The organism is Solidesulfovibrio carbinoliphilus subsp. oakridgensis (assembly GCF_000177215.2).
In the GTDB taxonomy this organism is placed as follows: domain Bacteria; phylum Desulfobacterota; class Desulfovibrionia; order Desulfovibrionales; family Desulfovibrionaceae; genus Solidesulfovibrio; species Solidesulfovibrio carbinoliphilus.
This window is the reverse complement of record NZ_CM001368.1, coordinates 2,670,525-2,695,699: the sequence shown is the minus strand read 5'-3', so window position 1 is coordinate 2,695,699 and position 25,175 is coordinate 2,670,525. Positions and strand designations below refer to the sequence as shown.

25 protein-coding genes are annotated in these 25,175 nt (G+C 66.1%); 14 read left to right on the top strand and 11 right to left on the bottom strand.

Annotated elements, in window-relative coordinates; genetic code table 11:
- Positions 1–119: 119 nt before the first annotated feature.
- From DFW101_RS11740 to DFW101_RS11715, 6 genes are all read left to right on the top strand, one after another.
- Positions 120–536 (top strand): universal stress protein, encoded by a 417-nt coding sequence (locus DFW101_RS11740; RefSeq protein WP_009181739.1) that lies wholly within the window; start codon positions 120–122, stop codon positions 534–536.
- Between the two features lie 17 nt (positions 537–553).
- Positions 554–850, top strand: coding sequence for a DVU0150 family protein (locus DFW101_RS11735; protein WP_009181738.1), 297 nt, complete (start codon positions 554–556; stop codon positions 848–850).
- Positions 851–880: 30 nt separating this feature from the next.
- A complete protein-coding gene (locus tag DFW101_RS11730; RefSeq protein ID WP_009181737.1) occupies positions 881–1,942 on the top strand; it encodes a sulfite exporter TauE/SafE family protein in 1,062 nt (353 codons plus the stop codon).
- 28 nt (positions 1,943–1,970) lie between these two features.
- A complete protein-coding gene (locus DFW101_RS11725) occupies positions 1,971–2,576 on the top strand; it encodes a DUF4881 domain-containing protein (RefSeq protein ID WP_009181736.1) in 606 nt (201 codons plus the stop codon).
- A gap of 73 nt (positions 2,577–2,649) precedes the next feature.
- Entirely contained in the window at positions 2,650–2,913 is a 264-nt protein-coding gene (locus DFW101_RS11720; protein ID WP_009181735.1) for a hypothetical protein, read from the top strand.
- Entirely contained in the window at positions 2,910–3,737 is an 828-nt protein-coding gene (locus DFW101_RS11715; protein WP_009181734.1) for a hypothetical protein, read from the top strand. Before DFW101_RS11720 ends, DFW101_RS11715 begins: the two co-directional genes overlap by 4 nt.
- 86 nt (positions 3,738–3,823) lie before the next feature.
- On the opposite strand, the gene DFW101_RS11710 is transcribed toward DFW101_RS11715, so the two are convergent.
- The 9 genes from DFW101_RS11710 to DFW101_RS11670 all read right to left on the bottom strand — a co-directional run bounded on the left by DFW101_RS11710 (position 3,824) and on the right by DFW101_RS11670 (position 12,231).
- Positions 3,824–4,531, bottom strand: a complete 708-nt coding sequence (locus DFW101_RS11710) for a superoxide dismutase (protein WP_009181733.1) — start codon at positions 4,529–4,531, stop codon at positions 3,824–3,826.
- Positions 4,532–4,665: 134 nt separating this feature from the next.
- On the bottom strand, positions 4,666–5,274 hold the full coding sequence (locus DFW101_RS11705) for a hypothetical protein (protein WP_009181732.1): 609 nt from the start codon (positions 5,272–5,274) through the stop codon (positions 4,666–4,668).
- 9 nt (positions 5,275–5,283) lie between these two features.
- Positions 5,284–5,589: a hypothetical protein gene (locus DFW101_RS11700; RefSeq protein WP_009181731.1), complete on the bottom strand. Its 306-nt coding sequence runs from the start codon at positions 5,587–5,589 to the stop codon at positions 5,284–5,286.
- 10 nt (positions 5,590–5,599) lie between these two features.
- Positions 5,600–6,190: an RNA polymerase sigma factor gene (locus tag DFW101_RS11695; protein WP_009181730.1), complete on the bottom strand. Its 591-nt coding sequence runs from the start codon at positions 6,188–6,190 to the stop codon at positions 5,600–5,602.
- A gap of 13 nt (positions 6,191–6,203) precedes the next feature.
- The gene (locus DFW101_RS11690; protein WP_009181729.1) at positions 6,204–6,698 is read right to left on the bottom strand and encodes a Spy/CpxP family protein refolding chaperone; all 495 of its coding nucleotides are present in this window, start codon (positions 6,696–6,698) and stop codon (positions 6,204–6,206) included.
- 134 nt (positions 6,699–6,832) lie between these two features.
- Entirely contained in the window at positions 6,833–7,885 is a 1,053-nt protein-coding gene (locus DFW101_RS11685) for a class I fructose-bisphosphate aldolase (protein WP_009181728.1), read from the bottom strand.
- A 196-nt stretch (positions 7,886–8,081) separates the two neighbouring features.
- Complete coding sequence (locus tag DFW101_RS11680) at positions 8,082–9,035, bottom strand: bile acid:sodium symporter family protein (RefSeq protein ID WP_009181727.1); 954 nt, start codon at positions 9,033–9,035, stop codon at positions 8,082–8,084.
- A 268-nt stretch (positions 9,036–9,303) separates the two neighbouring features.
- Complete coding sequence (locus DFW101_RS11675; protein WP_009181726.1) at positions 9,304–10,950, bottom strand: ATP-binding protein; 1,647 nt, start codon at positions 10,948–10,950, stop codon at positions 9,304–9,306.
- Between the two features lie 69 nt (positions 10,951–11,019).
- The gene (locus tag DFW101_RS11670; RefSeq protein WP_009181725.1) at positions 11,020–12,231 is read right to left on the bottom strand and encodes a zinc-dependent alcohol dehydrogenase; all 1,212 of its coding nucleotides are present in this window, start codon (positions 12,229–12,231) and stop codon (positions 11,020–11,022) included.
- Between the two features lie 154 nt (positions 12,232–12,385).
- Between DFW101_RS11670 and DFW101_RS11665 the strand changes: the two genes are divergently transcribed.
- The 4 genes from DFW101_RS11665 to DFW101_RS11650 all read left to right on the top strand — a co-directional run bounded on the left by DFW101_RS11665 (position 12,386) and on the right by DFW101_RS11650 (position 14,446).
- Entirely contained in the window at positions 12,386–13,048 is a 663-nt protein-coding gene (locus DFW101_RS11665) for a CBS and ACT domain-containing protein (protein ID WP_009181724.1), read from the top strand.
- A gap of 185 nt (positions 13,049–13,233) precedes the next feature.
- Complete coding sequence (locus DFW101_RS11660; RefSeq protein ID WP_009181723.1) at positions 13,234–13,467, top strand: hypothetical protein; 234 nt, start codon at positions 13,234–13,236, stop codon at positions 13,465–13,467.
- A gap of 234 nt (positions 13,468–13,701) precedes the next feature.
- Positions 13,702–14,064, top strand: coding sequence for an STAS domain-containing protein (locus tag DFW101_RS11655; RefSeq protein WP_009181722.1), 363 nt, complete (start codon positions 13,702–13,704; stop codon positions 14,062–14,064).
- A 115-nt stretch (positions 14,065–14,179) separates the two neighbouring features.
- Positions 14,180–14,446 carry a hypothetical protein gene (locus DFW101_RS11650; protein ID WP_009181721.1) on the top strand — a complete coding sequence of 89 codons (267 nt, stop codon included), beginning with the start codon at positions 14,180–14,182 and terminating at the stop codon, positions 14,444–14,446.
- A 340-nt stretch (positions 14,447–14,786) separates the two neighbouring features.
- On the opposite strand, the gene DFW101_RS11645 is transcribed toward DFW101_RS11650, so the two are convergent.
- Positions 14,787–15,974: a DUF342 domain-containing protein gene (locus tag DFW101_RS11645; RefSeq protein ID WP_009181720.1), complete on the bottom strand. Its 1,188-nt coding sequence runs from the start codon at positions 15,972–15,974 to the stop codon at positions 14,787–14,789.
- Between the two features lie 174 nt (positions 15,975–16,148).
- On the opposite strand from DFW101_RS11645, the gene DFW101_RS11640 reads away from it, so the two are divergent.
- The 4 genes from DFW101_RS11640 to DFW101_RS11625 all read left to right on the top strand — a co-directional run bounded on the left by DFW101_RS11640 (position 16,149) and on the right by DFW101_RS11625 (position 22,479).
- Positions 16,149–18,197 (top strand): acyl-CoA dehydrogenase family protein, encoded by a 2,049-nt coding sequence (locus DFW101_RS11640; protein WP_009181719.1) that lies wholly within the window; start codon positions 16,149–16,151, stop codon positions 18,195–18,197.
- A gap of 273 nt (positions 18,198–18,470) precedes the next feature.
- The gene (locus DFW101_RS11635; RefSeq protein WP_009181718.1) at positions 18,471–20,321 is read left to right on the top strand and encodes a 4Fe-4S ferredoxin; all 1,851 of its coding nucleotides are present in this window, start codon (positions 18,471–18,473) and stop codon (positions 20,319–20,321) included.
- 315 nt (positions 20,322–20,636) lie between these two features.
- The gene (locus DFW101_RS11630; RefSeq protein ID WP_009181717.1) at positions 20,637–21,437 is read left to right on the top strand and encodes an electron transfer flavoprotein subunit beta/FixA family protein; all 801 of its coding nucleotides are present in this window, start codon (positions 20,637–20,639) and stop codon (positions 21,435–21,437) included.
- A gap of 16 nt (positions 21,438–21,453) precedes the next feature.
- Positions 21,454–22,479 (top strand): electron transfer flavoprotein subunit alpha/FixB family protein, encoded by a 1,026-nt coding sequence (locus DFW101_RS11625; protein ID WP_009181716.1) that lies wholly within the window; start codon positions 21,454–21,456, stop codon positions 22,477–22,479.
- A gap of 234 nt (positions 22,480–22,713) precedes the next feature.
- Here DFW101_RS11625 and DFW101_RS11620 read toward each other — a convergent pair whose 3' ends face one another.
- Complete coding sequence (locus DFW101_RS11620) at positions 22,714–25,167, bottom strand: glycogen/starch/alpha-glucan phosphorylase (protein ID WP_009181715.1); 2,454 nt, start codon at positions 25,165–25,167, stop codon at positions 22,714–22,716.
- Between the last annotated feature and the right edge of the window lie 8 nt (positions 25,168–25,175).

Below are 25,175 nucleotides of genomic sequence, written 5' to 3'. Positions count from 1 at the left end.
TTCACTAAAAACAAAAATATCATAATTTCAATTGGATAATCACGCAGGCACAGGCCTTGCTTTAAGAGGCGCGTTGCCGTGCCCGGCATGGCGGCACAACGCTTAAAGGAGGTGAGATAATGCGGATTCTGGTTGCTCTGGATCAATCCCCATTCGCAACGAAGGTACTGGAAAAGGCCCTGCTTTTGGCCAAACACCAGACAGCAGCCCTGACCATCATGACCGTGGCCGAAGATTTCATGGATATCGGCGACTATATGGACACGACGGCCGTGACCGACAAACTTTTCCAAGCCGCCAAGAAAGCCGCCGAGGGCTATGCGGCCAAGGCCAAGGCCGCGGAAGTCGAGGCCAGCGTCGTAGTCGAGCAGGGGGTGTCTCCGGCCAACCTGATCATCAGCCAGGCCGAGTCCGGAAAATTCGATCTGATCGTCATGGGGCATCAGGGGAAATCAGGCCTGTCCCGCTTCCTCATCGGCAGCGTGGCCAGTCGCGTCGTCTCCCACGCGCCCTGTTCGGTGCTTGTGATCCGTTAATGTAAAGGGGAAACATCATGCGCACGAAAATGAAGGCTCTTCTCGCAGGACTGACCACCTTTCTGTTGCTGGCGCCGGCCATGGCTTTTGCCGCCGGCGGCGGCGGGGCTCCCATCGTCATCGTGGCCGACACCCGCAAGCTGACCGGCATCATGGCCTGGTGGGCCAGCCTCTACAACGAGTCCCACCTCTACTTCACCATCCTGACCGTCATCCTCATTCCGCTTATCGGTGTCATCTTCGGCGTGTTGGCGGACATCATCATGCATTTCATCGGCATCGACCTCAAGTCGCGCGAACTGGCCGAACATTAAACCGGACGCCCAAGCATAAAGGAGCACGACATGGACTGGCTTTATATCCTCATGCCCATTGCGGGCGTCAATATCTTCTGGCCCGGCCTTATCATCCTTGGCATCGGCGTCGGTGTCATCGGCGGCTTCTTCGGCATGGGCGGCGCCTGGATGGTCACACCGGGGCTTAACATCCTCGGCTTCCCCATGGCCTTCGCCATCGGCACCGATATCGCCCATATGGCCGGGAAATCGCTCATTTCCACCATGCGCCACGGCAAATTCGGCAACGTGGACTACAAACTCGGCTTCATCATGCTCTTTGGCACCATCGCGGGCTTTGAGGTCGGGGCCCAGATGATCATGTGGCTGGAGCGGATCGGCAAGGTCGACATGGTCGTGCGCTGGATTTATCTGGCGCTTCTGGCCTTTATCACCTGGATGGTCTTCGCCGACGTGGCCAAGCGCCGGGCCAAGGATCGGGCCGCCCTGGCCGCCGGCCTGGAAGTGGACAAGCTGTCCACGGGCCTTGAGTGGCACAAGACCCTGCACAAGATCAAGATTCCGCCCATGATCCACCTCGAAGTGGCCGGCATCTACTGTTCCGCCTGGCTGCCCATCGCCGTCAGCTTCTTCACTGGCTGGATGGCCGGCATCCTCGGCATCGGCGGCGGTCTTATCCGCATGCCCGCCCTGATCTACCTCGTCGGCTGCCCGACCCACGTGGCCGTCGGCACCGACCTGTTCGAAGTCGCCATCTCCGGCCTCTACGGCGCGGCCTCCTACACCTACAAGGGCCGCACCGAACTCGTAGCCGCCATCGTCATGCTGATCGGCGCAGCCATGGGCGCCCAGGTCGGGGCCGTGGCCACCAAGTACATCAAGGGCTACGGCATCCGCATCGCCTTCGGCCTGGCCGTCATCGGCTGCGCCGTCTCCATCCTTTTGAAGCTCATCCCGGTCTACATTCCGTCGGTTTCCTACATCTGCAACGAAATCGCCACGTACCTCATCCTGGGGTTGGTCTCCGCCATGGCCATCTACATCACCGTCAAGATGGTCCAAGGCGCCAAGGAAGAGTTGCGGCGCAAGGCTGCCAAGAACACGGCTTAGGACAACAGCCCACGCAAAGGAGAATACCATGCGTACAATGTTCACAAAGTTGCTGCTGGCCGCCCTGGCCGTCGTCTTCCTGGCCGGCTGCGTGGATTACGGCAAGGTCGATCAGGGCCGCACAGTGGCCATCGACAAGGAAAAAAAGCTCATTACCATGATCCCCAACATGTCGACGGACCCGGCCAAGGGCGACTTCAAGTTGCCGGCCATCACATTCACCTATCCGACCGACCCGCAGGACATGGGCCAGGAGCCCAAGGCCGGCCTGCGTATGAAGCTTGATACCGACAAGGGCGAGATCGTGCTCTACGATCCCAAGAAGCAGAACTTCGAGACCATCCCCATCCAGATCGTGGACAAGCAGCAGGGCATCGATTCCAAGCACCCGCTCGTCTTTGACGCGACCACGGAAAAGGCCAAGAAGTTTCCGGTGGTGGACAAGGACAAGAAGCTTGTCACCATCTACTCCGGTTCCCAGAAGATGCTCGTGTCCTTCATCCCGCCCGAAGAATACCTGGCGCTTCCGGCCTCGGCCTGGGACGCCGGCGACATCGTGCGCATCTACTTCAAGACCGAAGGCACGGCGCTTCGCGTGATGAACGTGACCTCGACCAACATCTTCAAGAAATAACCCCACACCCCGCCAAGCCGTCCCGGTTCCGCGAAATGCGGGCCGGGGCGGCCCTCTGCAAAAGGAGCCCGCCATGTCGCTTATTTTCGACCGCTCCGCCCACCCGGCCTCGGAATTGAACACCCGCCAGCGTCTGACCGTCATCGTCATGGACGTGGCCGTGCTTGCCGAGGTGACCGTTTCCATCTATATGGCCTCACGGGATCCGGACAATTACACAATCGTTTTCATGAAGGCGTTTTTCACCATGCTTCTTCCCACCGTGATCGCCGGCCTCGTGGCCATCCGCCGATTCCGCGAACGTCCGACCGAGACATCGGAGAAGGCGACCGCATGACGGAACAGCGCCTATTGCGCACGCGCAGCCTCCTCGGGTGGCTGGCCACCCTGTGCTGCCTGTGCGCCGGCCTGGCCCTGGCCGACAGCTTTGTCAACAGTATGCATACAGGGCCCAACACCTTCTCCATCCTGGCCGGCGGCACGGAAAATCTTTCCGGTCCCATGCCGCCCGACGCCTCCGACGCCTCGGCCATGCGGGCGACCACCGACCATCCCGGCCTGTCCCTGGAGCTCTCCACCCAGGCCCAGGGATTCTGGTTGGGCAACCGCATGTGGCTGGCCCTGGTCAAGGCCGCTCCGGACGTCTCCCCGGGCACGGCCACAATCACCCTTCGCGGCCCGTCGGGCGATACCGCCGCGCCGGCCCAGATCTTCACCCTCCTGGTGTTCCCGGACCAAGCGGCCCTCAATGCCGCTTCCCACTCGCGCATCAGACGGGCGTTCGGCCTCCCCCCTCTGGCCGTGGCGGCCGGCGGCCTGGTGGCGGCCATGTTGGTCGGCTTCTGTGTTTTCCTGACGTCGCGGCGGGTGGAGGCGATCTGGAAGCGGGAAGGCAAGGCCGTGGTCTACATGACCAAGAAGACTCCGGACGGGCTGCTGATTTCCTTTGGACTCGGCACGGAGCACGGGCTGGCCACGGGCGCGGCCGTGGCCGTGCACGACGAATCCGGGCTGCCCGTGGCCGTGGCCTCGGTGGTCCGGTGTTCGGGCGCGGACGCCGCCGCATTGGTGGTGGGCGACGGGAAGGTCGCGCTTGGCAACATCGTCAGCCGGCCTTCGGCCACCGAAACCGGCAAGGTGCAGGCCGCCGCCGGAAGCTAGCCCCGCCTCCTTTCCGGGGGGTCCGGGGGGGATGATCCCCCCCGGCCGCCGGAGGCATCTTTTCTTCTCTTCTCTTCGCTTTCGCTCTACCCCAAGTTCTTGGCCACGAAATCCCAGTTCACGAGCTTGTCGAGCACGGCCTGGATATATTCCGGGCGCCGGTTCTGGTAGTCCAGATAGTAGGCGTGTTCCCAGACGTCGAGGGTCCACAGGGGTTTGAGGCCTTCCTGCAGGGGATTGCCGGCGTTGCCGGTCTTGACGACCTTGAGCTTGCCGTCCGGACCGGCCACGAGCCAGGCCCAGCCGCTGCCGAACTGGGTGGCGGCGGCTTCGCTCAGGGCTTTTTTGCAGCCGTCGAGGCTTCCGAAGGAGGCGTCGATGGCCTTGGCCAGCTTGCCCGAGGGGGCGGGGCCGCCGGCTTTGAGGCCGTTCCAGTAGAAGACGTGGTTCCAGGCCTGGGCGGTGTTGTTGAAAAGCCCGACCATCTTCGGGTCCTTGCCCGCTTCCAGGAAGACCTTTTCCAGGGGCTGCCCGGCCAGCGGCGTGTCGGCCACCAGCTTGTTGGCGTTGTCGAAATAGGCCTTCTCGTGCTTGCCGTAGTGGAAGCTCACGGTGCGGGCCGAGATGACCGGTTCGAGGGCGTTTTCCGGGTAGGGCAGGGGGGGCATGGCAAAGGTTTCGGCCTGGGCGTTTCCAGGCAGGATCATGCCGCCGGCCAGGAACACGAGTCCGGCGGTGGCGGTCAGGCGAAGCATATCGCGGCGGGAAAAAGCTGTGGCGCGTGGCGCTGGCATGACGCTCCTCCTTGGCACGGTGCGCCCCGGGCGGGGCGGCGTGGTTGGGATTGGGGCGGGCCGGAGGTTTCCGGCCCGCCCGGGGTCAGCGTCAGTATTGCCAGATCGCGGGACAAAAGGGAACGAGGAACCGATTATTGCCGGGTTTCTCCGGGCGTTTTCGCCGCGTCGGGAGCCTCGGCGTCGGGGGCCGGGGAGGCCTGGGGCGGCCGGGACCCGGGGGCCGGCGGCGGCATCCGGCCGTATTCCGGCGGCAGGGGCGGATATCCCTCGAATCCGGGCGGGGGCGGCCCGCCCGCCATGCCGGGCGGGGGCGGCGGAAAGCCGCCGAACCCGGGCGGCGGGGGCGGCGGGCCGAAGCGTTCCAGGGCCCTGCGCCGCTCCTGGAGCCGTTCCATGAGGGCCGTGAACTTCTCCCGCTGCTCGGGGGTCAGGATGGCCTTGGTCTCGGTGATGCTGTTTTCGATGGCCTCGCGGACCTTGGGTTCCTGCTCCCGGCGGATCTCGATCATCCGTTCGGAGGTCTTGCGGATGATGGGCCGCAGCTTTTCCCGCTGGGCCTTGGTCAGGTCCAGGTCGTCGGACAGGCGGCGCACGACCATCTCCGAGAATTGCCGGGGGTCGCCGTGGAGCAGGGCCAGCCGGCCCCGTTCGGCCAGAAACCGGGCCCCGAAAAAGCCCATCACCGTGCCCGAGGCGAAAAGGACCAGTCCGGCCATGATCTTGGTTACCGTGGGGTTCATTGCCGCACCCTACACCCCGAGCATGGAGACCAGGACCTGGCCGTTCGGATCGTAAAAGAGGGCGCGCCCGATCTCCTCTTCGAAGCCCGAGCCGAAGACCAGGGCGAAAAGGACCATGGCCGCGGCCAGAAAGCCCGCGCCAGCGGCCATGCGCCACAGGATGCCGTTGGCGGGCTCGGCCGGGGGCGCGGCCTTGATCGCGGCCAACACCGAGGCCACCATCGCCTGGTCCGGGGCCGGGATGTCCCGTCCGGCGTGGGCCGCTCGCAGCACCGCTTCCAGGCGGTCCATGCGCCGTGTGTTTTCTCCGTCCATGGATTCCTCCTTACGCGCCAAAGACGCCGCCCAAGATTTCCCGAAGTTTCTTTCTGGCCCGAAAGGCCCGCACCTTGACGTTGGGGACGCTTATGCCGAGCATTTCCGCGGCTTCGGCCACGGAGCGCTCCTCGAGGTGGGTGAGCGTCACCACCATCCGGTCCGTGGGCGAGAGCCGGTCCATGGCCCAGGCCAAAAGTTCCCTGGCCTCCCGCCGCGAGGCCGTTTCTTCGGCCGCTTCGCTGGTCTCGAGGGCCGCGGCCTCCTCGGCGAAGGCCCGGCACTCGTCTGAAAGTTCGCTTTCGGGCCGCTCGCGCCGGCGGTACTCGGCCCGCCAGAAGTCGTGGCAGGTCCTGACCGCCACCTTGGCCAGCCAGTGGCCGAAGGGGCTGTCCCCCCGGTAGCCGGGCAGGGACCGGTAGGCCCGGACAAAGGCCTCGTGGGTCAGCTCGGCCACCCGGTCCCGGGGCGCGTGCCCGGACACGATGCCGGACACCCGCCCCTGGTACTTGGTCATGAGCCTCGCATAGGCGTCCACGTCGCCCTCCCGGACCTTGGCAAGGACCAGGGCGTCCTCCATGTCCACCACGGCTTCGGCCATAACGTCCCGGCGTCTAGCTGTCCTGGCCGGCGTGGGTGTCAATCCACGTATCGACCAACTCGCGGCCTGCATCGAAACGCTCCTTGGCTCTGGGGCCCATGCCGGCTTCGGCTTCCTGCCACTGCTTGCGCTGCTCGGAGGTGAGCATGGCCAGGGCCTGCGCTTCCACCTTGCCCCGGAGCACGGCCAGCTCTTCGCCGGCGGCCGCGACCTTGCGGCTGGCCTGGCGCACGAGCTGCTCGTTGCCCGGATCGTTCCGCATGACGTCGCGCATGGAGCCGAAGGCCTCGCGCGTGGCCTCCATGGCCGACTGGAAGGCTTGGCGATTGTTCTTGAGAAGCACGGCCACGTCGTGTTTCTGGGCCTCGGTCAGCTTAAGCGACAGCAGCCTGCCGATCAACGGCCCGCCCGGGCCGCCGGGGCCGCCAGGACCCGGGCCGGCGGCCACGGCATAGGCCGAGCCGATGAGGATCACCAGCGTCAACAAACCATAGAGCAACTTTTTCATTGGGATGACCTCCCGCGTGAACTAAACGGCCTTGGCCGTCCGTTACGCGGTTGGTCGGGGCGGGTGGGCGGCAGGTTACAAGGCCGGGGCGGCCCGGTCCTTCCGGCTCGGCCCGCCCCGGACGAAAGGCCGCCTCAGGCCACGGTCACGTCCTGGCACAGGTAGACGTCCTGGATGGCGTTTAAGAGCTTGACGCCTTCGTCCATGGGCCGCTGGAAGGCCTTGCGGCCGGAGATGAGGCCCATGCCGCCGGCCCGCTTGTTGATGACCGCCGTCTTGACGGCCTCGGGAAAGTCGGCCTGGCCGGAGGCGCCGCCGGAATTGATGAGGCCTATGCGGCCCATGTAGCAGTTGGCCACCTGGTAGCGGGCCAGATCGATGGGGTGGTCGGTGGTCAGTTCCGAATAGACCCGCTTGTCGGTCTTGCCGAAGCCGATGGCCGTGTAGCCGCCGTTGTTGGTTGCCTGCTTCTGCTTGACCACGTCGGCGCCGATGGTGGCGGCCAGATGGTTGGCCTGGCCGGTCAGGTCCGCGGCGGTGTGGTAGTCGACCTTGTCTTTGACGAAGCCGGGATTGCGCAGATAGGCCCACAGGACGCAGGCCATGCCGAGCTCGTGGGCCCGGGCGAAGGCCTCGGAAACCTCCTGGATCTGGCGGCGGGACTCGGGCGCGCCGAAATAGACCGTCGCCCCGACGGCCACGGCGCCCATGTCGAAGGCCTGGTCCACGGAGGCGAACATGGTCTGGTCGTGGATGGCCGGCAGGGAGAGAAGCTCGTTGTGGTTGATTTTCAGCAGGAAGGGGATCTTGTGGGCATATTTGCGGGCCACGGACCCGAGGACACCAAGGGTCGAGGCCACGGCGTTGCAGCCGGCCTCGATGGCCAGCTTCACGATGTTTTCCGGGTCGAAATAGACGGGATTGGGCGCGAAGGACGCGCCGGCCGAATGTTCGATGCCCTGGTCCACGGGCAGGATCGACATGAAGCCGGTGCCGCCGAGCCGGCCGTGGCCGAGCATGTCGGCAAGGGAGCGCACCACCGGCACGGGCCGGTCGGTGTGCACGAAAATCTCGTCGATGTAGCTCGGCCCCGGCAGGTGGAGCTGCTCCTTGGGAATGGTTTTGCAGACATGGGAGAGCAGCGACTCGGCCTCGTTGCCGAGGTATTCGGTAATCCTGTCGATCATGGTGACGGCCTCCTTTGGCGGACTCGATACGGATCATAGTGCGGAGCGGCGGCTATTCACAACAAAAAAACGGCGACCGGACGCATCCTGCCGCAGACAGCGCGGGAAAACGCGGCGCCGCCGCGACGGTTGGGACACGTTTGCGTCCGTTCGCGCCCGGGCGGACGGTAAAACGGGGGCGGCGGGGCAGGGGGAATCAGTCCCCCGGACAGGAGGCCGGAGGGCGTGCCTGTTTTCCCCCGCGTCGCCACCATTTGGCCAGCGTCACGCCGGCCAGATTCTGCTCCAGGCTGAAAAGGGCCGAGGGCAGGGCGACCATCGGCGTGAAATAGGTCTTGGCCAGGGCCACGCCCAGGCCGGAATTCTGCATGCCGACTTCCACGGCAATGGCGATGCAGTCGGCCCGGCTGGCGGCGAACAGGCGGGCCCCGGCGTAGCCCAGGGCGAAGCCGCAGCCGTTGTGGAGCACGACCGCCAGCATGACCAGCCCCGGAAAGGCCAGCACCGTGTCGCGGTTAAGCCCGACCACGCAGGCGATGACCAGGGCGATGACGAGAATGGACACCGACGGGAAAACGGCCAGCAGCGGTTCCAATCGTCGGCGCAGCAGCCGGCGCAGGAGCAGCCCGTCCACCACCGGAAAGGCCACGATCCAGAAAACCGACCCGACCATGGCCCCGAAATCGACGGCCAGCGTCCGGCCGCCGAGGAGCGCGACCAGGGCCGGCGTGGCCAGGGGGGCGAGAAGCGTCGTCGCCAAGGTCAGGGTGACGGACAGAGCCAGGTTGCCGCCGGCCAGGTAGGTGATGACGTTGGAGGCCGTGCCGCCCGGGCAGGCTCCGACCAGGATGACGCCAAGGGCCGTTTCCGGCGGCAGGCCGAGGGCCACGGTCAGGAGCCAGGCCACGCCCGGCATGATGGTGAATTGCAGGAGTACGCCGAGGCCGACCAGCCGCCATTTGGGGAAAAGGGCCGCAAAGTCTTCGAAAGTGAGGGACAGCCCCATGCCGAACATGATGATCCCCAGGGCCGGGGAGATGTAGGGCGCGATCCAGGTGAAAAGCCCGGGCACGGCCAGGGCCAGGCCGGAAAACGCCAAGGCGATGGGCAGAAAGGCCCCTTCGATCAGGCGGGCGATGCGGCTCAGCATTTCCCGGACGTAGCTTTGGCCGCCCGGCCGGTCAAGGAACAGATCGCCATATTTTTGTTGAAATCGCACGGGACTGGGGCTTGGCCCCGTCCCCTCTCCAGGGCTTCTCCCGGAATCAGACCACGAATTGGTTCCTCAACTGTCCGGGCCTTCTTCGCTGGGGGTTCCCCGGGATTAACGCGGCGTCAATTGTTTTTATCGAATAGTTGTAATTATTTTATAATGTTATAGACATTTCCGGTAAATATTTACCCCGAATTAACCGGACTCACCGCTCATCGGCCGCGGGGAAGAACCATCGGGCACCCTTGGTCCTGCCTATCACCCGGACTTGGCCGCGTCGTTTCAATTCCTCCAGATAACCGGAGAGCATCCGTGGGGTGACGTGGGGGAGCACGGGTTGCAAGTCAGACAGGACACACCCCTTCGCTCCGCAGGATCGGAGATGATTGAGCACGAACTGCAAATTGGCCTCCTTGCTCAGGCCGCGCTTGCGCGTGTGGACGCCGGCCTGACCTTTCATTTCATAGTACCGTCTGGCAAAAATCAGCTTGCGCCCAATCCTTTCCAATATTCCCTGCTCGACAAGATGTTTTACCCGTCCTCGAAAATCCCTGGGAACTTCCTTGTCCTGGCTCACGAAATGAAGCACGGCCAAATCCGAGGCGCCAAATGTCCGATAACGCTCCTCTCCAATCTCCTCTAAGAAACGAAGAAGAACCGGATCATGGATGGTCCCATGAAGGCGGACGTACACATGGTGGTCGTCGGTCCGGGAGTAGTCGGGTGGCATCTTGCCGTCCAGGAGGGCCATCCGCCACATACGGTCCACGCCCTGGCCGGAGCGTTCAATCAAGTCCGCCTTTTCCAGGGCCTCAGCGATGCGACGGTTCCGCCAGGCCCTTTTGAAGAGCATGTTTTCGATGGTAACACCCGGCAGCAGGCCGCCTGGGCTTTCAACTTCAATCAATCCGGGAAATTGGCGGATGAAAATGGATTCCCGGTAGCGGTAATCCCGGTGGCAAACGCCGTTGAGCAGGGCTTCCCTGATGACCTCCTCCCGAAAGGAGGGAATGTCCCGCCGGACCAATCCCATCTGGTAAGGATACACTTCATTGCGCAGGTTCACCAACTCCCACAGGCGGTCAATGTACAGGAAGAGCCCTTCCCGGAAGGATTCCCGGACCGTAGGGTCGATACCTCCCTCCGCGTGTCGGTACTCGAAGATGATTTCGGCATCCGCCACATAGCGGCCAAGGCTTTCGGCCGTCCCCAAAAGGATGAGGGCCGCCCTGGTCACGCCGCCGTCCACTAAAAGCTCGGCATCTTCCAGGAGTTGATGGGCGGGCAAATCCAGAAGATGCGGCCTGTTCGCTTGCCGCACCCAGAGATGACGGAACTTCTCGATTGCTTCCGTCGACAAGTCGGCCAGGGTTGCACCCGGACAAATTCCGGCGGAAAAATCGGGAACCGTTTCCTCCAGAATGGCCTGGAGCCGGTCAATGGTCATGGAAACAAGACTGCTGCCCCGGCGCATGAGGTATTGCCCGCCGTACTCCACGGGAGTGCCTAATGGACGGCCAGGAATCGAAAAGAGGAGGGTACGTCCGCCTGTACTTGTGTTTTCGGAAATCTCGACGTTCAGGCGTGTGGCTTGGTATATGGCATTGCGGGTATCGTCGAGGTCGCCGAAGGCCCTGGTCCCAACGACCTGTCGGGGTATGGCGTCCGTTACGCCAAGCACCAACTCTCCCCCACCTTCGTTCGCCAATGCGACACAATACCTAAATAATTCTTTCTTATCGAAGGAGTTCTTGGCTTCCTTGAACTCGACGTTGGTTCCTTCGGAAGTCTGCAATAGTTTTGAAAGCTCCTCCGACATCCAAGGTATTTGCCCTGGCACGAGCCGAGACATAGGGCGCTCCCGTTCTGAATTGGAATTGTTATTGAGGGTGGTTTCCAATTCCTCCGCCCTCTCCCTTGGCTACCGCATGTCGAAGGCGACCTTGACGCTGGCGGTGGCCCGTTTGTCGAAGGCGGCGGCAAAGGCCTTTTGCCAGTCGGCCAGGGGAAAGAGGTGGGTGAGGAGGCCATGGGTAGGGTAGCAGCCCGAGGCGAGGAGATCGAGGGCCAGGGCGTAGGTCCGCACCCGCCGTCCGGGCCGGCGCGGATCGGGGGCCGTGGCGCAGCCGGACGAGCCGGATACGGTCAGCTCCCGGAACCACAGGCTCGAAATGTCGACGTTCGCCAGGCGCGCGCCGGCCCCGACCATGACGTAGGCGCCGCCGGCGCAAAGGGCGAGCAGGCCGTCCTCGAAGGTCCGGGACGAGCCCACGCAGTCGAAGACCAGGTCCACACCGCCCTCGATGTTGCCGCCGCCAAGGCTCGTGGGCACGAACCGCCCGCCCACGGCCGCGGCCAGCTCCCGGCGGTTTCCGGCCGCCACGATGCCGTCGGCCCCGCCGGCCGTGGCCAGGGCGGCCTGTCCCCGGTGCCGGGCCGTGACCAGGATGCGGGCCGGGCTGCCGAGGGCCCGCAGGCAGCGCACCACATGCTGGCCGAGGATGCCGGCCCCGAGGACCAGGACCGTGTCGTCCGGGCTCGGGAAGTGTTCGAGCACGGGCTGCAGGGCCGAGGCCAGGGAGTCGGTCAGGACCGCGTCCTCGTCGGCCAGCCCGTCCGGCACGGCCAGAATGCGCGAGGGGTGGGCGGCCGTCCGCTCGGCCATGGCTCCGCCGGCCCCCCGGGTGAAGCCGAGAAACGAGCCCGGCGGCAGGTCGCCGTCCAGAAACCGCTCGCACCGGTTGTACCGCCCCTCCCGACAGGGCCGGCAGGGGGGCAGGCCCCGGACCTCGCAGGGAAGCCCGGGTTCGACCACCACCCGGGCCCCGGCCGCAAGGCCGAGGTCCGGCGCGTCGCCGGCCAGGGTGGCCACCATCTCGTGGCCGAGGATGAAGGGCAGGCTGGCGTAGGGTTCGAGCAGCGGCGACTCCAGCCCTTTCAAGAGCCCCAGATCCGAGCCGCAGAGGCCGCACAGGCGCGGCACGAGCGGCAGCCAGCCGCGCGGCGACTCAAAGGGCACGTCCTTCAAGCCCAGCGGGGCGAGGGACGGAAAAAAACGCCTGGGCGCCAGGCGCGAGGCCAGGGCGCAAGCCAGGTACCTCGGGATGCTGCGGTGGTAGACAAGCGCCTTCATGGATTCTTCCTCGTTTGCCCCTCGCGGGAATGGCTTGAAATGATGGCCCAATCACGTATAAGGATGCGACCGTTTCCGGCGCATTCCGCCGTGCAACATCAGGGCCTTATACCACAAGCGGCCCGTCCTCAAGGGACCGTCAAGGAGACGCACAATGCTGATAAAGGATTGGATGAGCAAGTCCCCCGTCACGGCCAAGCCGGGCACCTCCATCATGAAGGCCGCCAAGCTCATGAAGGAAAACGGCTTCCACCGCCTGCCCGTGATCGACGACAACGGCCGACTGGCCGGCATCGTGTCCGACCGGGACATCAAGGAAGCCTCGCCGTCCAAGGCCACCACCCTTGACATGCACGAGCTCTACTATCTGCTCTCCGAGATCAAGGTGGCCGACATCATGACCAAAAAGGTCATCTTCATCGGTCCGGACGACACCGTGGAAAAGGCCGCCGTGCTCATGCTGCGCAACAACGTCAGCGGCCTGCCCGTGGTCGACGGCGACAGCAAGGTGGTCGGCGTCATCACCGACAGCGACATCTTCAAGGTCCTGGTCAACATCACCGGCGTCCTCAATGGCGGCCTGCAGTTCGCGCTCAGCCTGCCCAACGAATCCGGCAGCCTCAAAAGCGTGCTCGACGATCTGAAGGCCCACGAAGTGCGCATCATCAGCATCCTGACCTCCTACGACGAGGCCAGGCCGGACCGGCGTACGGTCTACATCCGCGTCCATCCCATCGACGACGCCCAGTGCCAGTCGGTCATCGACCGGCTGAAGGCCAACCACGACCTGCTCTACTGGGCCAAGGACAACTTCTAGAAAACGCCGTCCGCCCGGGCCGCACGGGGAAAGCGCCCGACGGCCCGGGATATTTCCAGGCGCCGGCCGACAGTTCCGTCCGGGCCGCGCCGCGTCCGGCGGCTGTTGACGCCGGCCGATTCATGCCTATCTAGGGGCATGCCGCCGGTCGTTCTCCCGGACCCGGAGGCGCAAAGGAGCAAAGGATGCTTGAAGAACACGTTTGCCCCCACTGCGGGGTCAAAATGGAATCCTGGATAGGCCCACCCGAGTCCGGCTGGGGTGAGATACTCGTTTGCAACAACAACGAATGCGTCTTTTACCGCGGTTCCCAACACGACATCCGCCACAAGGACGAAGACAGCAACCTCGGCTGCCGCTACGCCCTGGACCCGGACAACGGCTACACCGCCTTCAATCTGCTGTCCTGGTACAAGTAATCCGATCAAGGATTCCATCGCGCCAAACGCCGGCCCCAGGCCGGCGTTTTTTTTGCCATCCGGCCGTATTTCCAAACAGTAACGGCCAGTTCCCGAGAATTCTTCCGATTAAAGGCGCTTTTGCCCTTGCCTGCCCCGCCGGCTTTTCGCTATCTAGGCCACGCAGGCTCGCCGGGAGGCCGGGTATTTCCCGACCGTCCAGCCCAGGCCAGCCACCACGGATTATCGCCAGCCATGAGCCGCATAGCCATCACCAACCGACAAGGCGTCCTCTGGGCCCACGTGGCCGCCGTCCTCGGCGGACCGCTGGCCCTGGAACTCGAAGCCGCCATTCTCGAAGCCGCGAACATCGGCCGCTACGCCGTGACCGTCCTCGACCTGGCCCAGGTGCCGGGCATGGACAGCTCGGGCGTCGGGGCCCTGGTGCGGCTCCAGACCGCGCTGGCCACCAAGGGCCGCCGGCTCATCCTCGCCAACCCCGTGCCGGCCGTGGCCAACGAACTGCGGCTGCGCGACCTCTACGGTTTCTTCCAGGTCTCCCGGGACATCCACCCCGACATGGATCCCGAGGAACTGCTCCTGGCCCGCGACGCCTGACAACCGCCCCCCCGTTGACCCCCCGGCCGGAATCGGTCAGAAACTAAAGCAAGATCTCCACTCGTCGCCTGCCACCCCGGCAGGCTCCCTTCCACCGTGGGAAAAGGAGCAGCATATGACCGACCCCAAAGCCATCGCCCAGGCCATCACCACCCTGTACCCCGAAGTCAGCCGGCACGGCGTCGACATCATCGTGGCCGACGACCCGGCCACCGGGGACTGGCTTGTCACCATGCGCCGCGAAGGAAATTCCCTCTCCACCCACCTGGCCAAAAAACACGCCGAGGAGTGCCTCGAAGGCATCCAGTGCGCCACGCTTGGCATCCAGATCGGACGGTTCATCGAAGCCTACTGCCTCGGCAAAGGCGATTGCCCCGTTTAAAAGAGGCCTCCGGCGGCCGGGAGGGGGTCACCCTCCCGGACCCTCCCGAACGGGATGGACGGGCCGGCGGGACGGCGAAGAACGTACAAAGTTATTTTCTTCTAAACTCGCCCCGTCCCCGGGGCGACGGGCCTGTGTGGGCGGAATCGGGTTGGCGTGCTGGCTGGCTTTGCAGCCAGTGTCGCCAACCCGATTCCGCCCACACCGACGCACACCCGCCCAAGACCACACCTCCACCCGCTTCCCCAAATCCCCGCTCAGGGGGTCCGGGGGGGATGATCCCCCCCGGCCGCCGGAGGCATCTTCTCTCTCCTGCCTCCACCTTCCACCCCATTCCGCCTTACTTGTGCAACGCCGGGTGCTCGGTGACGATTTCGCCGTCGTGGTAGCGGAAGACGGCGTCGCGGGTGCCTTCGGGCACGGCGAGGACGGCCTCGCCGATGCCGATTTCGACATTGGCGCCGACGTGGCCGGGCACGATGACGCGGCAGGTGGAGAAGCGCCGCATGGCGGCAGGGCTGGCCCAGAGGCGCAGGAGTTGGGCCTTGTAGGCAGCGAGGCGCTTGTGGAGTTGATCCAATTCCAGGTCGCAGGCTTCGGCCCGTTCGCTGCCTTTGCCGGCCTCGGCCTGGCAGGCTTCGATTTCGACGAGGGTTTCGCGGACCAGGGCTTTGAGGTGCTGGTCCTTGTGGATGCGTTCGGCGTCGTAGCCGAGCAGGATGCGGGTCTGGCTCTGGTCGCCGCCGCCGAGCTGTTCGCCGACGTAGACCGCTTCGCCGCAGTAGGCTTCGCCGCCGACAAGGCGGCCTTTGACGGCCAGTTTTTCGCCCGCGAACAGGCGGCAGTGCATGCTGGAGCCGTCGATGAGGATATTCTGGCCGGCGTGGAGCACGGCGTTTTCCGCAAATTTGGCGCGCAGGCTTTTGCCGGCCCGAAGCGTGGCCCGGCTGCCGCCCTGGATGCCGGCCTGGCAGGTGATGTTGCCCATGGCCTGGACCCGGGCCGCTTCCACGGCGCCCCGGATGGTGGCGTTGCGGCCCATGACCAGGAAGCCGGACCGGACGTTGCCGCCGATGAGCACGTCGCCGATGGCCACGATGTTGCCGGTGTGGAAGTCCACGTCGCGGCCGACGGACAGGGTTTCGCGCACGGTGATGGCGCCGTCCACACAGGAGACGTGGCCGTTGACCGAGGCGAGCAGGCGCAGCGGGCTCGAGGGGTCGACGCGGCAGCCTTCGCCGTGGGCGAAGGCGATGTCGTCGGAAAGCCTGCCGTCGTGTTCCTGGGGGGCTTCCGGCGGCAGTTCTTCCCATTCGGCCAGGACCTGTCCGGCCACCACGTTCTGGGCGTAGCCCAGGTCGTACTGGTCCACGGAGCCGTCGTCGCGGTTTTTGGGACGCAGGCGACGCCGTTCGTAATCCGGGTCGAAGTGGAACTTCAGGAGATACGGCATGGCGATCCGCCGGGTTGCGAGCATGCGTTCGGGATGACTGCCCCAGGTATTGTTTTCGTAACGAACGGACTGCATTTGCACAACCCCCGTGCATCCTGGTTGTTTTTGGAGTCCAGGTCCGGCCGGCCGCGAGGAGGCCAGGACAGGGTGCAGGCCGATTGACGCCCGGACCTGAATATTTTAGTTTTCCATACTTTTTTATGTCACCCTTGCGCCCCTGCGCGTCCAAACCACGAACTAGGCGAAACTATGGAAATTTTACGTACCCTCCCGGGCGACGACGTCCGGCAGATCATGTGGCGCTTCGCCGACCGCTTCGACCTCCAGATGGCCGTCCAGTCCGCCCGCTCCGTGGCCCGTGGCCTTGTCGCCCGGCTCGTGGCCGACGGGGTGCGCCATTCCCATGAATGGACCCCGGAAAAAGACCAGCTTCTTCAAGCCTTTGACGATGCCGGCATCACGTCGGTGTTCCTCGATCCGCACCAGGGCGGCTACATCGAAGGCCCGAAGAACATGGCCCTGGCCCTGGTCGCCTTCGAACTTTCCTGGGTGGACGCCGGCGCGGCCACCTGTTCGCTGGCCAGCAACCTGGCCCTTTCCCCCATCCACGAGCGCGGCACCACCGAGCAGCGCGACCACTACATGAGCCTGTGCGCCCCGGCTCCGGGCAAGGCCCCCTGGCGCGGCGCCTTCGGCCTGACCGAGCCGTTGCCCTATGTCGGCGTGGACACGGGCGTCCTTTGCGGCAAGGTCCGGGTCGATTCCTGGGAGGACGGCCAGGAGCCCATGCTCCATATCGACAAACGCGGCCGTTTCATTACGGGTATGGACTTCGCGAATTTCGCCACCGTGGCCGTGGACACGGCGGACCCGCGGATCAAGACCTCGTGCATGGTCATCCTCGAGGAAACCGACCCCGGCCTCTTCGACCGGGGCGCGCCGACGCTCAAGATGGTCCACCAGCTGTCCTCCACCCGCGATCCGGTCTTCAACATGAAGGTCCCGGCCAGCCGCATCATCGGCGGCTACACGGTGAAAGACGGCTGCATCGTTCCCAATTATTCCCACTCCGAGATCATCGCCGCCGTCTTCCACCGCACCCGGGTGCCGGTGGCGCTCATGACCACGGCCAAGCTGCTGTCCGCCGTGGAGCCGGTCATCCGCTACCAGCGGACCCGTTTCCGGGGCGGCGACGCCTGCGCCGATGGCACGCCGAAGTTCGAACTCGGGCTCCAGCAGAAGCAGGACGCCCCCATCCGCCTGGCCGAACTGTGGGCCGCCGGCGAGGCCGGCGCATCGCTCGGGTTCGCCACGGCCCGGCTCTTCGACCACCTCGACCCGACCGAGAAGGCCAAGGAGCACGCCCTGGCCGCAGCCGGCGTCACCGGCATGCGGGCCCAGCTGACGGCGCTCAAAAAGGTCCAGCCCCAGGCCGTCGAATACGTGAATCTCCTGTTTGCGCCCGAAGAGACGCGCGACGCCGCCCGCTTCGCCGCCCTGGACGCCGATCCGGTGGTCAAATACCAGGCCCTCGAAGCCGAGGCCGGCGTCCTGTGTCCGGCCTGCAAGCTGTGGAACACCGGCTACGGCGCCACGGTCATGCGCGAAGCCGTGGCCATGATGGGCGGCTACGGCATCACCGAGGACTGCCCGGGCTTTCTTTTCCACAAGTGGAACGACAGCCAGCTCGAAGCCACCTACGAAGGCCCCGAGTGCGTGCAGCGCCGCCAGCTCTCCATCACCATGGCCAGCGACATCTTCCTGGCCTACTGCGACAACTACGTGGCCGAGATGGACCGGGTGGCCGCGACCAATCCCGAGACCGGCGCGGCCTCGGTGGCGGCCGGCTTCCGGGTGTGGCGGGCCGCCTTCGACTTCCTGGCCGCGGGCAAGGATGCGGACGGCAAGAAGCTCTACCACAGCACCCGGCAGGCCGTGACCTTCCCCCTGGCCGACGCCCTGTGTCCGCTCCTGGCCAGCCGGCTCTTGATCCTCGACACCCTGGAGCTGGCCGCCAAGGGGCCGGAGAATCCGGTGGTGGCCGAGGGGCTTCCGGGCTACGTCGCCTTCTTCAGCGATCTGGCCAAGATCCAGGCCGCCAAGGCCGCGACCGAAGCCGCCCGGGCCTGCGCCGGGCTGGTCCACGGCTACGCCCCGGCCGGAGCCGACCTGGCCGCCTTCGCCGGCCTGCGCCAGGCCGTGGACGCGTCGCTCGCCGGCCTCGGCGCGGCCCGCGAACGCGCCGGCGCGGCCATAAGCCAGGTGATGATCCCCGAAGCGCTCGATTATCCGATGTAAGAATCGGGGCTCCGCCCCGAACCCTGCCAGGGCTCTGCCCTGGACCCGCCGGGGGGCGCCACGAAGACTGGGCCCCCCGGACCCCCTGGGCGGGGTCGAAGCCGGGATGGTCGATGCGTCATCCCGGCTTCGACCCTGACAAGGGACGTGGAAGGCGACGGTAACCGTTAAAAGTTTTTGGGGAAGGTGGGGGTCCGGGGGAGGGAACCCCTTTTTTCAAAAAGGGGTTCCCTCCCCCGGTTCTCCACTCTCCTCTCGCACACGGAGGCGCATATGGATGAGCGGCAGGTCATGGAAGCGGACATTGTCTGTGTCGGGTTCGGCCCGGCCATGGGCGGGTTTCTGACCACGTTGGCCCGGGGCATCGTCAACGAGGACGGCTCGCCGGTCATGGAGAGCGCGCTGATGCCGGGGCTGCCGCCCCAGGTCATCTGCTACGAGCGGGCCGACGACCTCGGCGTCGGCGTCTCGGGCGTGGTCTCCAAGGCGCGGGGCATCCGGACCAGCTTTCCGCACCTCAAGCCGTCGGACGTGCCCATGTGCGCCCCCATCACCGACGAGAAGGTCGTCTACCTCCTCGATCCGGTCGGAGCCAGCCGCCGGCCGTGGCTCATGAAAGCCAAGGATGCGGTCCTGAAGCTCGTGGGCGAACGCCTGCCCGGCTTTCGCGACATGGCCGTGGAGCTGCCCTGCATCCCGCCGTTTCTGCAAAAGCACGGGGGGCTGACCTTTTCCATCGGCCAGTTCAACCAGTGGGTGGGCAGCGGGATCATGGCCACCGGCGCGGCCCAGATCTGGCCTTCCTCCCCCGTGGCCGGGCCGGTCGTCGAGGACCGCAAGGTCGTCGGCATCCGGCTGGCCGACCAGGGCGTGGACAAGACGGGCAAGCCCGAGATGGCCTTCCTCCCCGGCATGGAAGTCCGGGCCGCGCTGACCGTCGTCGGCGACGGGCCGGTCGGTCCGGTCGGCCGGGCCCTGGACGAGATGCGGGGACTGCCCGAGGGCCACCACCAGCGCGACTATGCCGTGGGCATGAAGATGGTCATCGACCTGCCCGGCCACTGTCCCTGGAAGGAAGGCACGGTCATCCACACCATCGGCTACCCCGAGCCCGAGATCTTCGGTTTCCTCTACGTCCTGCCCGGCCGGGTGGCCTCCATGGGCATCTTCGTGCCGTCCTGGTTCGACAACCCGGTCCGCACGGCCTACCGCTACCTCCAGCACTGGATGCAGCACCCCTACATCTGGAAGAACATCAAGGGCGGGACGCTCCGGTCCTGGGGCGCCAAGACGCTCCAGGAATCGGGCAAGAACGGCGAGCCCTACCTGGTTGGCGACGGCTACGCCCGCATCGGCGAAGGCTCGGGCACGACCAACGTCCTGACCGGCTCGGGCGTGGACGAGGCCTGGATGTCCGGGGTGCTCCTCGGCGAGGCCGTGGTCCAGCTCCTGGAGCAGGGCCTGCCCTTTACCGCAGAGAACCTGGAAGAGACCTACGTCGCCCGCCGCCGGGCCTCCTGGCTCGAGGAAGAGGCCAGGGCGGCCCGGCGGTCCCGCGAGGGCTTCGCCGCCGGCTTCCTGCCGGGCCTCATCGGCATGGGCCTTTCGGGCCTGACCGGCGGCAGGCTCTGCTGGCCGGCCGCCTCCAAGCCCGTCTCCAAGCGCATCCCCACCATCGAGGACTACTACCGCTGCCGCATCTCCTGCGACGAGATCGAGCGGATCCGTAAGGACGCCACGGCCAAGGGCCTGGCCCTGCACGACGCGCTCATGGACCGGGCCGGCTGGCCGGCCATCGAATACGACGGCCAGCTTCTCATTTCCCACCAGGACGCCTTGCTGCTTGGCGGCAAGGTGCAGGCCGGGCCGGGCTACGCCGACCACGTCACCTTCGAAGACCCGGACACCTGCCGGGCCTGCCGGGAGAAGACCTGCATCGAGGCCTGCTCGGGCCAGGCCATCACCACCAACCCGGACGACGGCGTGCCGCTTTTTGACCGGGAAAAATGCGTGCACTGCGGCGCCTGCCTCTGGAACTGCTCCAAGCCCTCAAAGGCCGACCCGGAACGGACCAACGTCCGCTTCGCCGCCGGCGCCGGCGGCCTGCACTCGGCCGAGAATTAGGAATCTGGGGCGCCGCCCCAGACCCCGCCAGGGCTCTGCCCTGGACCCGCCGGGGGGGATAATCCCCCCCGGACCCCCTTGACGGGAGGGACGGGGCGTGTAGAGGCGTTTTGACTATGGGGCGGGCTTCGGGCCCGCCTTCCCGTATCGGGGGCGAAGCCGGGCGGCCGCCCGGTCTCCCCCCCTGATACGGGGAGCGGTTTGCCATGATACCTTGAGGAGTTTTTGGGGAGGGTGGGGGTCCGGGGGAGGGAACCCCTTTTTGCAAAAAGGGGTTCCCTCCCCCGGTTTCCTCGCCTCCCGAAAGGAGTGCCTATGTTTCATATCATTGTATGCGGCGGCATTGTGCCCGATCCGCTCCAGACCCTCGAACCGGTCAAGGGTCCGGCCGGCTGGGGCCTTAAAAACGAGCTGATGCTGCCCTCGATTCTCGATCCCTGGGCGTCCCACGCCCTGTACGAGGCGGCCAACCTGGCCAGGACCGTGCCCGGCAGCAAGGTCTGGCTGGTGTCGCTCGGGCCCAAGGCCAAGCTGCAGCAGGTCATGATGACCGTAGCCCAGAAGGCCCCGTTCGAGCTGGTGGTGGCCGACGGCCCGGCCGGCGGCTTCGCGGATTCCTTCGAGGTGGCGGGAGCGCTCAAGGCGGCCATCGACGGCATCGGCGGCCTGGACACATCCAAGCTGCTGCTTTTCGGCGGCTGGCAGTCGGCCTCGCGCGGCTCCGGCTCCACCCTCCAGATCCTTGGCGAGATGCTCGGCGTCACGGACCAGTTCCAGGGCGTGGACAAGCTGACCGTGGGCCCGGACGGATCGCTCGAAGTCATGGAGCGCATCGAAGGCGGAGCCTACCTCGTCTCGACCTGCGCCGGAGCCCCGGCCGCCATCGGCTGGGCCACGGGCGAACTGCCCGAGCCGCCGAACAATCCGCAGGTGGGCATGGCCAACATGCGCCTCGTCATGCCGGCGCTCCAAAAGGCCAAGCCCGCCGCCCTGGACGCCGCGGCCATCGACTACCTGGCCGTGGCCGTCCCGGCCCAGAAGCGCGAGACCCGCGTGGTCAAGGACGCGCCGGTCGAGGACATCGCCCGGGAAATCATCGACTGGATCAACAGCTAGGGCCAGGAGCACCATCATGGATACCATCGTCTTTCTCGCCCACACCGAAGCCGACGGCAGCCTGGCCAAGGCCTCGCTGGAAGCCCTGACCGCGGCCAAGACCCTGGCCGGCGGGCTTGGGGCCACGCTTTCCATCGGCCTTTTCGGCGCGGACGTGGCCGCCGCGGCCAATGCCGTGGCCGGCTGCGACGCCTCGGCCATCCACGGCGTCTCGGGCGAGGCATTTGGCCAGCCGCGCTACGCCTCGGACGTCGCGGCCATGGAAGCCCTCGTCAAAGCCGCCAATGCCACCATCGTCGTCGCCGCCGACGACTCCCGCATGTCGCGCGCCCTGCCGGGCGTGGCCGCCCGCCTCGGCGGACGCATCGACGCCCACGTCACGGGCCTGGCCGCCAGGGATGGACAGGCGGTCGCCACGCGCGGCTATTACCGCCAGCGCATGCAGGCCGAACTGACCCGCACGGCCCGGCCCTGGTGCCTGACCGTCTCGGCCGGCGTCTTCGCGGCCTGCGACGGCCCGTCCGGACAGGCGGCCGTCACGCCGGTCGACGTGCCCGTCACCGAGGCCCTGACCCGCACCACCGTCAAGACCGTCATCGCCCCGGCCGCCGACGAGCAGACCATCCGTCCCGACGCCCGGCTCCTCTTCGTGGCCGGCGCGGGCTGGACCAAGAAGCAGGCCGACGGCGTGCCCCACGTGGCCGATGCCGCCGACCTCATCCTCGGCTTCGTCGGCAAGGCCGCCGCCTCGCTCGGCAGCAGCAAGTCCCTGGTCGACATGGGCGGCGAGGGCGAGGCCGTGCTGCCCTTCCTGTCCCACCTGCACCAGGTCGGCCAGACCGGCGCCACCCCGCGCCATCCCAAGGGGCTGGCCACCTGCTGCCACGGCGAGGAGCCCCACGTCGTCGGCTGGCGGTTCATCGGCGAACGCCGGGCCGTCAACCTCGATCCCGCCTGCGGCTGGGCCCAGGGCAAGGCCGACGTGCTCTACGTCGCCGACGCCTTCGCGGTGATGAAAAAGATCAACGAATTGTTGGGATAGCGTCGGGCGGAAAAGAAAAGATGCCTCCGGCGGCCGGGGGGGATCATCCCCCCCGGACCCCCTGAAAGGGGAGCCGTTTTGCAAAGCGCTTCCGGCACCGGCACGGTGTCGGGAGCGCTTTGTTCTTCATGCGTGAGAACGTCGTCGAAACTGGGTACTCTGTCCTTTTCCCCCTTCCGGGTGGGTCCGGGAGGGGGTGACCCCCTCCCGGCCGCCGGAGGCATCTTTTCTGTCCTACTCCCCGAGCGGCTCGATATTCCAGATATTCCTGGCGTATTCCAGGACGGCCCGGTCGCTGGAGAAATAGCCCATGTTGGCGGTGTTGAGGATGGAGGCGCGGCTCCAGGCGTCGGGGTCGAGGTAGAGGGCGTTGACCGCGTCCTGGGCGTCGAGGCAGGCGCGGTAGTCGGCGGTGACGCAGTAGTAGTCGCCGTGGTCGAGGAGGCTGTCGAGGATGGGGGTGAAAAGGCCCGGGTCGGCCGGGTGGAAAAAACCCCGCCCGATCATGTCCAGGGCCTCGGCCAGTTCCGGGTCGGCGGCGACGCGGCGGCGGGGGGGCGTGCCGCCGGCGCGGGCGGCTTCGACTTCCGGGGTGGTCAGGCCGAAGATGAAGATGTTCTCGCGCCCGACCTGCTCCATGATTTCGATGTTGGCCCCGTCCAGGGTGCCGATGGTCAGGGCCCCGTTCAGGGCGAACTTCATGTTGCCCGTGCCCGAGGCCTCCATGCCGGCGGTGGAGATCTGCTGGGACAGGTCGGCGGCCGGGATGACTTTCTCGGCCTGGGAAACGCAGTAGTTGGGCAAAAAGACCATGCGCAGCCGGCCCCGGATGGCGTCGTCGGCGTTGACCGTTTCGGCCACGGCGGTCACGAGCCGGATGATCCGTTTGGCCATGAAGTAGCCGGGCGCGGCCTTGCCGCCGATGAGCACGGTGCGCGGCGGCACGGGCAGTGCCGGGTCGCGGCGCAGGCGGTTGTAGAGCGTCACGACGTGCAGGACGTTCAGGAGCTGGCGCTTGTATTCGTGCATGCGCTTGAACTGGACGTCGAAGAGGGTGTCGGGGTTGATGCCGATGCCGGTCTTGCGGAGCACGTAGCGGGCCAGCCGTTTTTTGTTGTCGCGCTTGGCCAGGCGCCAAGCCTGGCGGAAGGCCGGGTCCCCGGCCAGGGGCACGAGGTCCGTAAGCCGGGTCAGGTCCGTGGCCCAGTCCGGGCCGATGTGGTCGGTGATGAGGCGGGAGAGCGTCGGATTGGTCTGGAGGAGCCAGCGGCGGGGGGTGATGCCGTTGGTGACGTTGGTGAACTTGCCGGGATAGAAGGCGTCGAAGTCCTTGAAGACCCGGTCCTTGAGGATGTCGGAGTGGAGCCTGGCCACGCCGTTGACGGCGTGGCTGCCGACGATGGCCAGGTGGGCCATGCGGACCCGGCCGCTTGTCCGGTCAATAATGGCCATGCGCGAGAGCCGGCCCGTCTCGCCGGGGTGGCGGGCGGCCACCTCGGCCAGGAAGCGGCGGTCGATCTCGGCGATGATTTCCAGGTGCCGGGGCAGGACCCGGCCCATGAGGTCCGCGGACCAGGTTTCGAGGGCCTCGGGCAGGACGGTGTGGTTGGTGTAGGCAAAGGTGTGCCGGCAGATGTCCCAGGCCGCGTCCCAGGCGAGGAATTCCTCGTCCACCAGGATGCGCATGAGTTCGGCGATGGCGATGGTCGGGTGGGTGTCGTTTAACTGGATGGCCACCTGGTCGGCGAAGCCGTCGAAGGACGGGCCGGATTTCTTGTGGCGGCGCACGATGTCGCGCAGGGTGGCCGCGACCAGGAAATACTGCTGCTTGAGGCGCAGTTCCTTGCCGGCGATGGGTTCGTCGTTGGGGTAGAGGACCTTGGAGATGTTTTCCGAAAGGATCTTGGCCTGCATGGCCCCGACGAAATCGCCCTGGTTGAAGTCGCGAAGGGAGAATTCCTGGGACGAGGCGGCGGTCCACAGCCGCATGTTGGTGACGTGGGCCCCGCCGTGGGCCGGGATCAGGATGTCGCAGGGCATGGCCATGACGGTGTCGGCCTCGACCCAACGGTAGCGCAGGGCGCCCTTGTTGTCGCGGTAGGGTTCGCTCCTGCCGTAGAAGCGGACGGGGTAGAGGTGCTCCACCCGGTCGATGACCCAGGGGCTGCCGTGGCGGCGCCAGTTGTCGGCCCGTTCCTCCTGCCAGCCGTCCACGATGGTCTGGTGGAACAGGCCGTAGTCGTAGAGGATGCCGTAGCCGTAGCCCGGGATGCGCAGGGTGGCCAGGGAATCCATGTAGCAGGAGGCCAGCCGCCCGAGGCCCCCGTTGCCGAGGCCGGCGTCGCGCTCCTCCTCGGCCAGGTCTTCCAGGGCGTAGCCGAGGTCCGAGGCGGCCTGGCGGCAGCCGTCCTCCATGCCCAGGTTGGTGATGTAGTTCATGAGGAACCGGCCGGGCAAAAATTCCATGGACAGGTAATAGACCCGCTTGGTCATGGAGTCGTAGTACGAGGCCTGGGTGGCCAGCCACAGCCGGATCAGCCGGTCGCGGATGGCGTAGGCCAGGCCGCTGAAGGAGCGGAAGGGGTCCGGCGGATAGAGGTCGTTGCCGAGATTGGAGAGGATGTGGCGGCGGATGTCCTCGCCAAGGGAACCGATATCGTGGAAGTCCGTAACGCTCGCGGTCGGCATGGGCTTCT

Bases quoted from the DNA above. Each gene is read 5' to 3' on its own strand.
- DFW101_RS11675 (WP_009181726.1), bottom strand. From the start codon at position 10,950: ATGTCTCGGCTCGTGCCAGGGCAAATACCTTGGATGTCGGAGGAGCTT.
- DFW101_RS11655 (WP_009181722.1), top strand. From the start codon at position 13,702: ATGAGCCGCATAGCCATCACCAACCGACAAGGCGTCCTCTGGGCCCAC.
- DFW101_RS11720 (WP_009181735.1), top strand. From the start codon at position 2,650: ATGTCGCTTATTTTCGACCGCTCCGCCCACCCGGCCTCGGAATTGAAC.
- DFW101_RS11645 (WP_009181720.1), bottom strand. From the start codon at position 15,974: ATGCAGTCCGTTCGTTACGAAAACAATACCTGGGGCAGTCATCCCGAA.
- DFW101_RS11700 (WP_009181731.1), bottom strand. From the start codon at position 5,589: ATGGACGGAGAAAACACACGGCGCATGGACCGCCTGGAAGCGGTGCTG.
- DFW101_RS11640 (WP_009181719.1), top strand. From the start codon at position 16,149: ATGGAAATTTTACGTACCCTCCCGGGCGACGACGTCCGGCAGATCATG.
- DFW101_RS11725 (WP_009181736.1), top strand. From the start codon at position 1,971: ATGCGTACAATGTTCACAAAGTTGCTGCTGGCCGCCCTGGCCGTCGTC.
- DFW101_RS11630 (WP_009181717.1), top strand. From the start codon at position 20,637: ATGTTTCATATCATTGTATGCGGCGGCATTGTGCCCGATCCGCTCCAG.
- DFW101_RS11710 (WP_009181733.1), bottom strand. From the start codon at position 4,531: ATGCCAGCGCCACGCGCCACAGCTTTTTCCCGCCGCGATATGCTTCGC.
- DFW101_RS11650 (WP_009181721.1), top strand. From the start codon at position 14,180: ATGACCGACCCCAAAGCCATCGCCCAGGCCATCACCACCCTGTACCCC.
- DFW101_RS11635 (WP_009181718.1), top strand. From the start codon at position 18,471: ATGGATGAGCGGCAGGTCATGGAAGCGGACATTGTCTGTGTCGGGTTC.
- DFW101_RS11740 (WP_009181739.1), top strand. From the start codon at position 120: ATGCGGATTCTGGTTGCTCTGGATCAATCCCCATTCGCAACGAAGGTA.
- DFW101_RS11625 (WP_009181716.1), top strand. From the start codon at position 21,454: ATGGATACCATCGTCTTTCTCGCCCACACCGAAGCCGACGGCAGCCTG.
- DFW101_RS11695 (WP_009181730.1), bottom strand. From the start codon at position 6,190: ATGGCCGAAGCCGTGGTGGACATGGAGGACGCCCTGGTCCTTGCCAAG.
- DFW101_RS11670 (WP_009181725.1), bottom strand. From the start codon at position 12,231: ATGAAGGCGCTTGTCTACCACCGCAGCATCCCGAGGTACCTGGCTTGC.
- DFW101_RS11715 (WP_009181734.1), top strand. From the start codon at position 2,910: ATGACGGAACAGCGCCTATTGCGCACGCGCAGCCTCCTCGGGTGGCTG.
- DFW101_RS11705 (WP_009181732.1), bottom strand. From the start codon at position 5,274: ATGAACCCCACGGTAACCAAGATCATGGCCGGACTGGTCCTTTTCGCC.
- DFW101_RS11690 (WP_009181729.1), bottom strand. From the start codon at position 6,698: ATGAAAAAGTTGCTCTATGGTTTGTTGACGCTGGTGATCCTCATCGGC.
- DFW101_RS11685 (WP_009181728.1), bottom strand. From the start codon at position 7,885: ATGATCGACAGGATTACCGAATACCTCGGCAACGAGGCCGAGTCGCTG.
- DFW101_RS11665 (WP_009181724.1), top strand. From the start codon at position 12,386: ATGCTGATAAAGGATTGGATGAGCAAGTCCCCCGTCACGGCCAAGCCG.
- DFW101_RS11620 (WP_009181715.1), bottom strand. From the start codon at position 25,167: ATGCCGACCGCGAGCGTTACGGACTTCCACGATATCGGTTCCCTTGGC.
- DFW101_RS11680 (WP_009181727.1), bottom strand. From the start codon at position 9,035: ATGCTGAGCCGCATCGCCCGCCTGATCGAAGGGGCCTTTCTGCCCATC.
- DFW101_RS11735 (WP_009181738.1), top strand. From the start codon at position 554: ATGCGCACGAAAATGAAGGCTCTTCTCGCAGGACTGACCACCTTTCTG.
- DFW101_RS11660 (WP_009181723.1), top strand. From the start codon at position 13,234: ATGCTTGAAGAACACGTTTGCCCCCACTGCGGGGTCAAAATGGAATCC.
- DFW101_RS11730 (WP_009181737.1), top strand. From the start codon at position 881: ATGGACTGGCTTTATATCCTCATGCCCATTGCGGGCGTCAATATCTTC.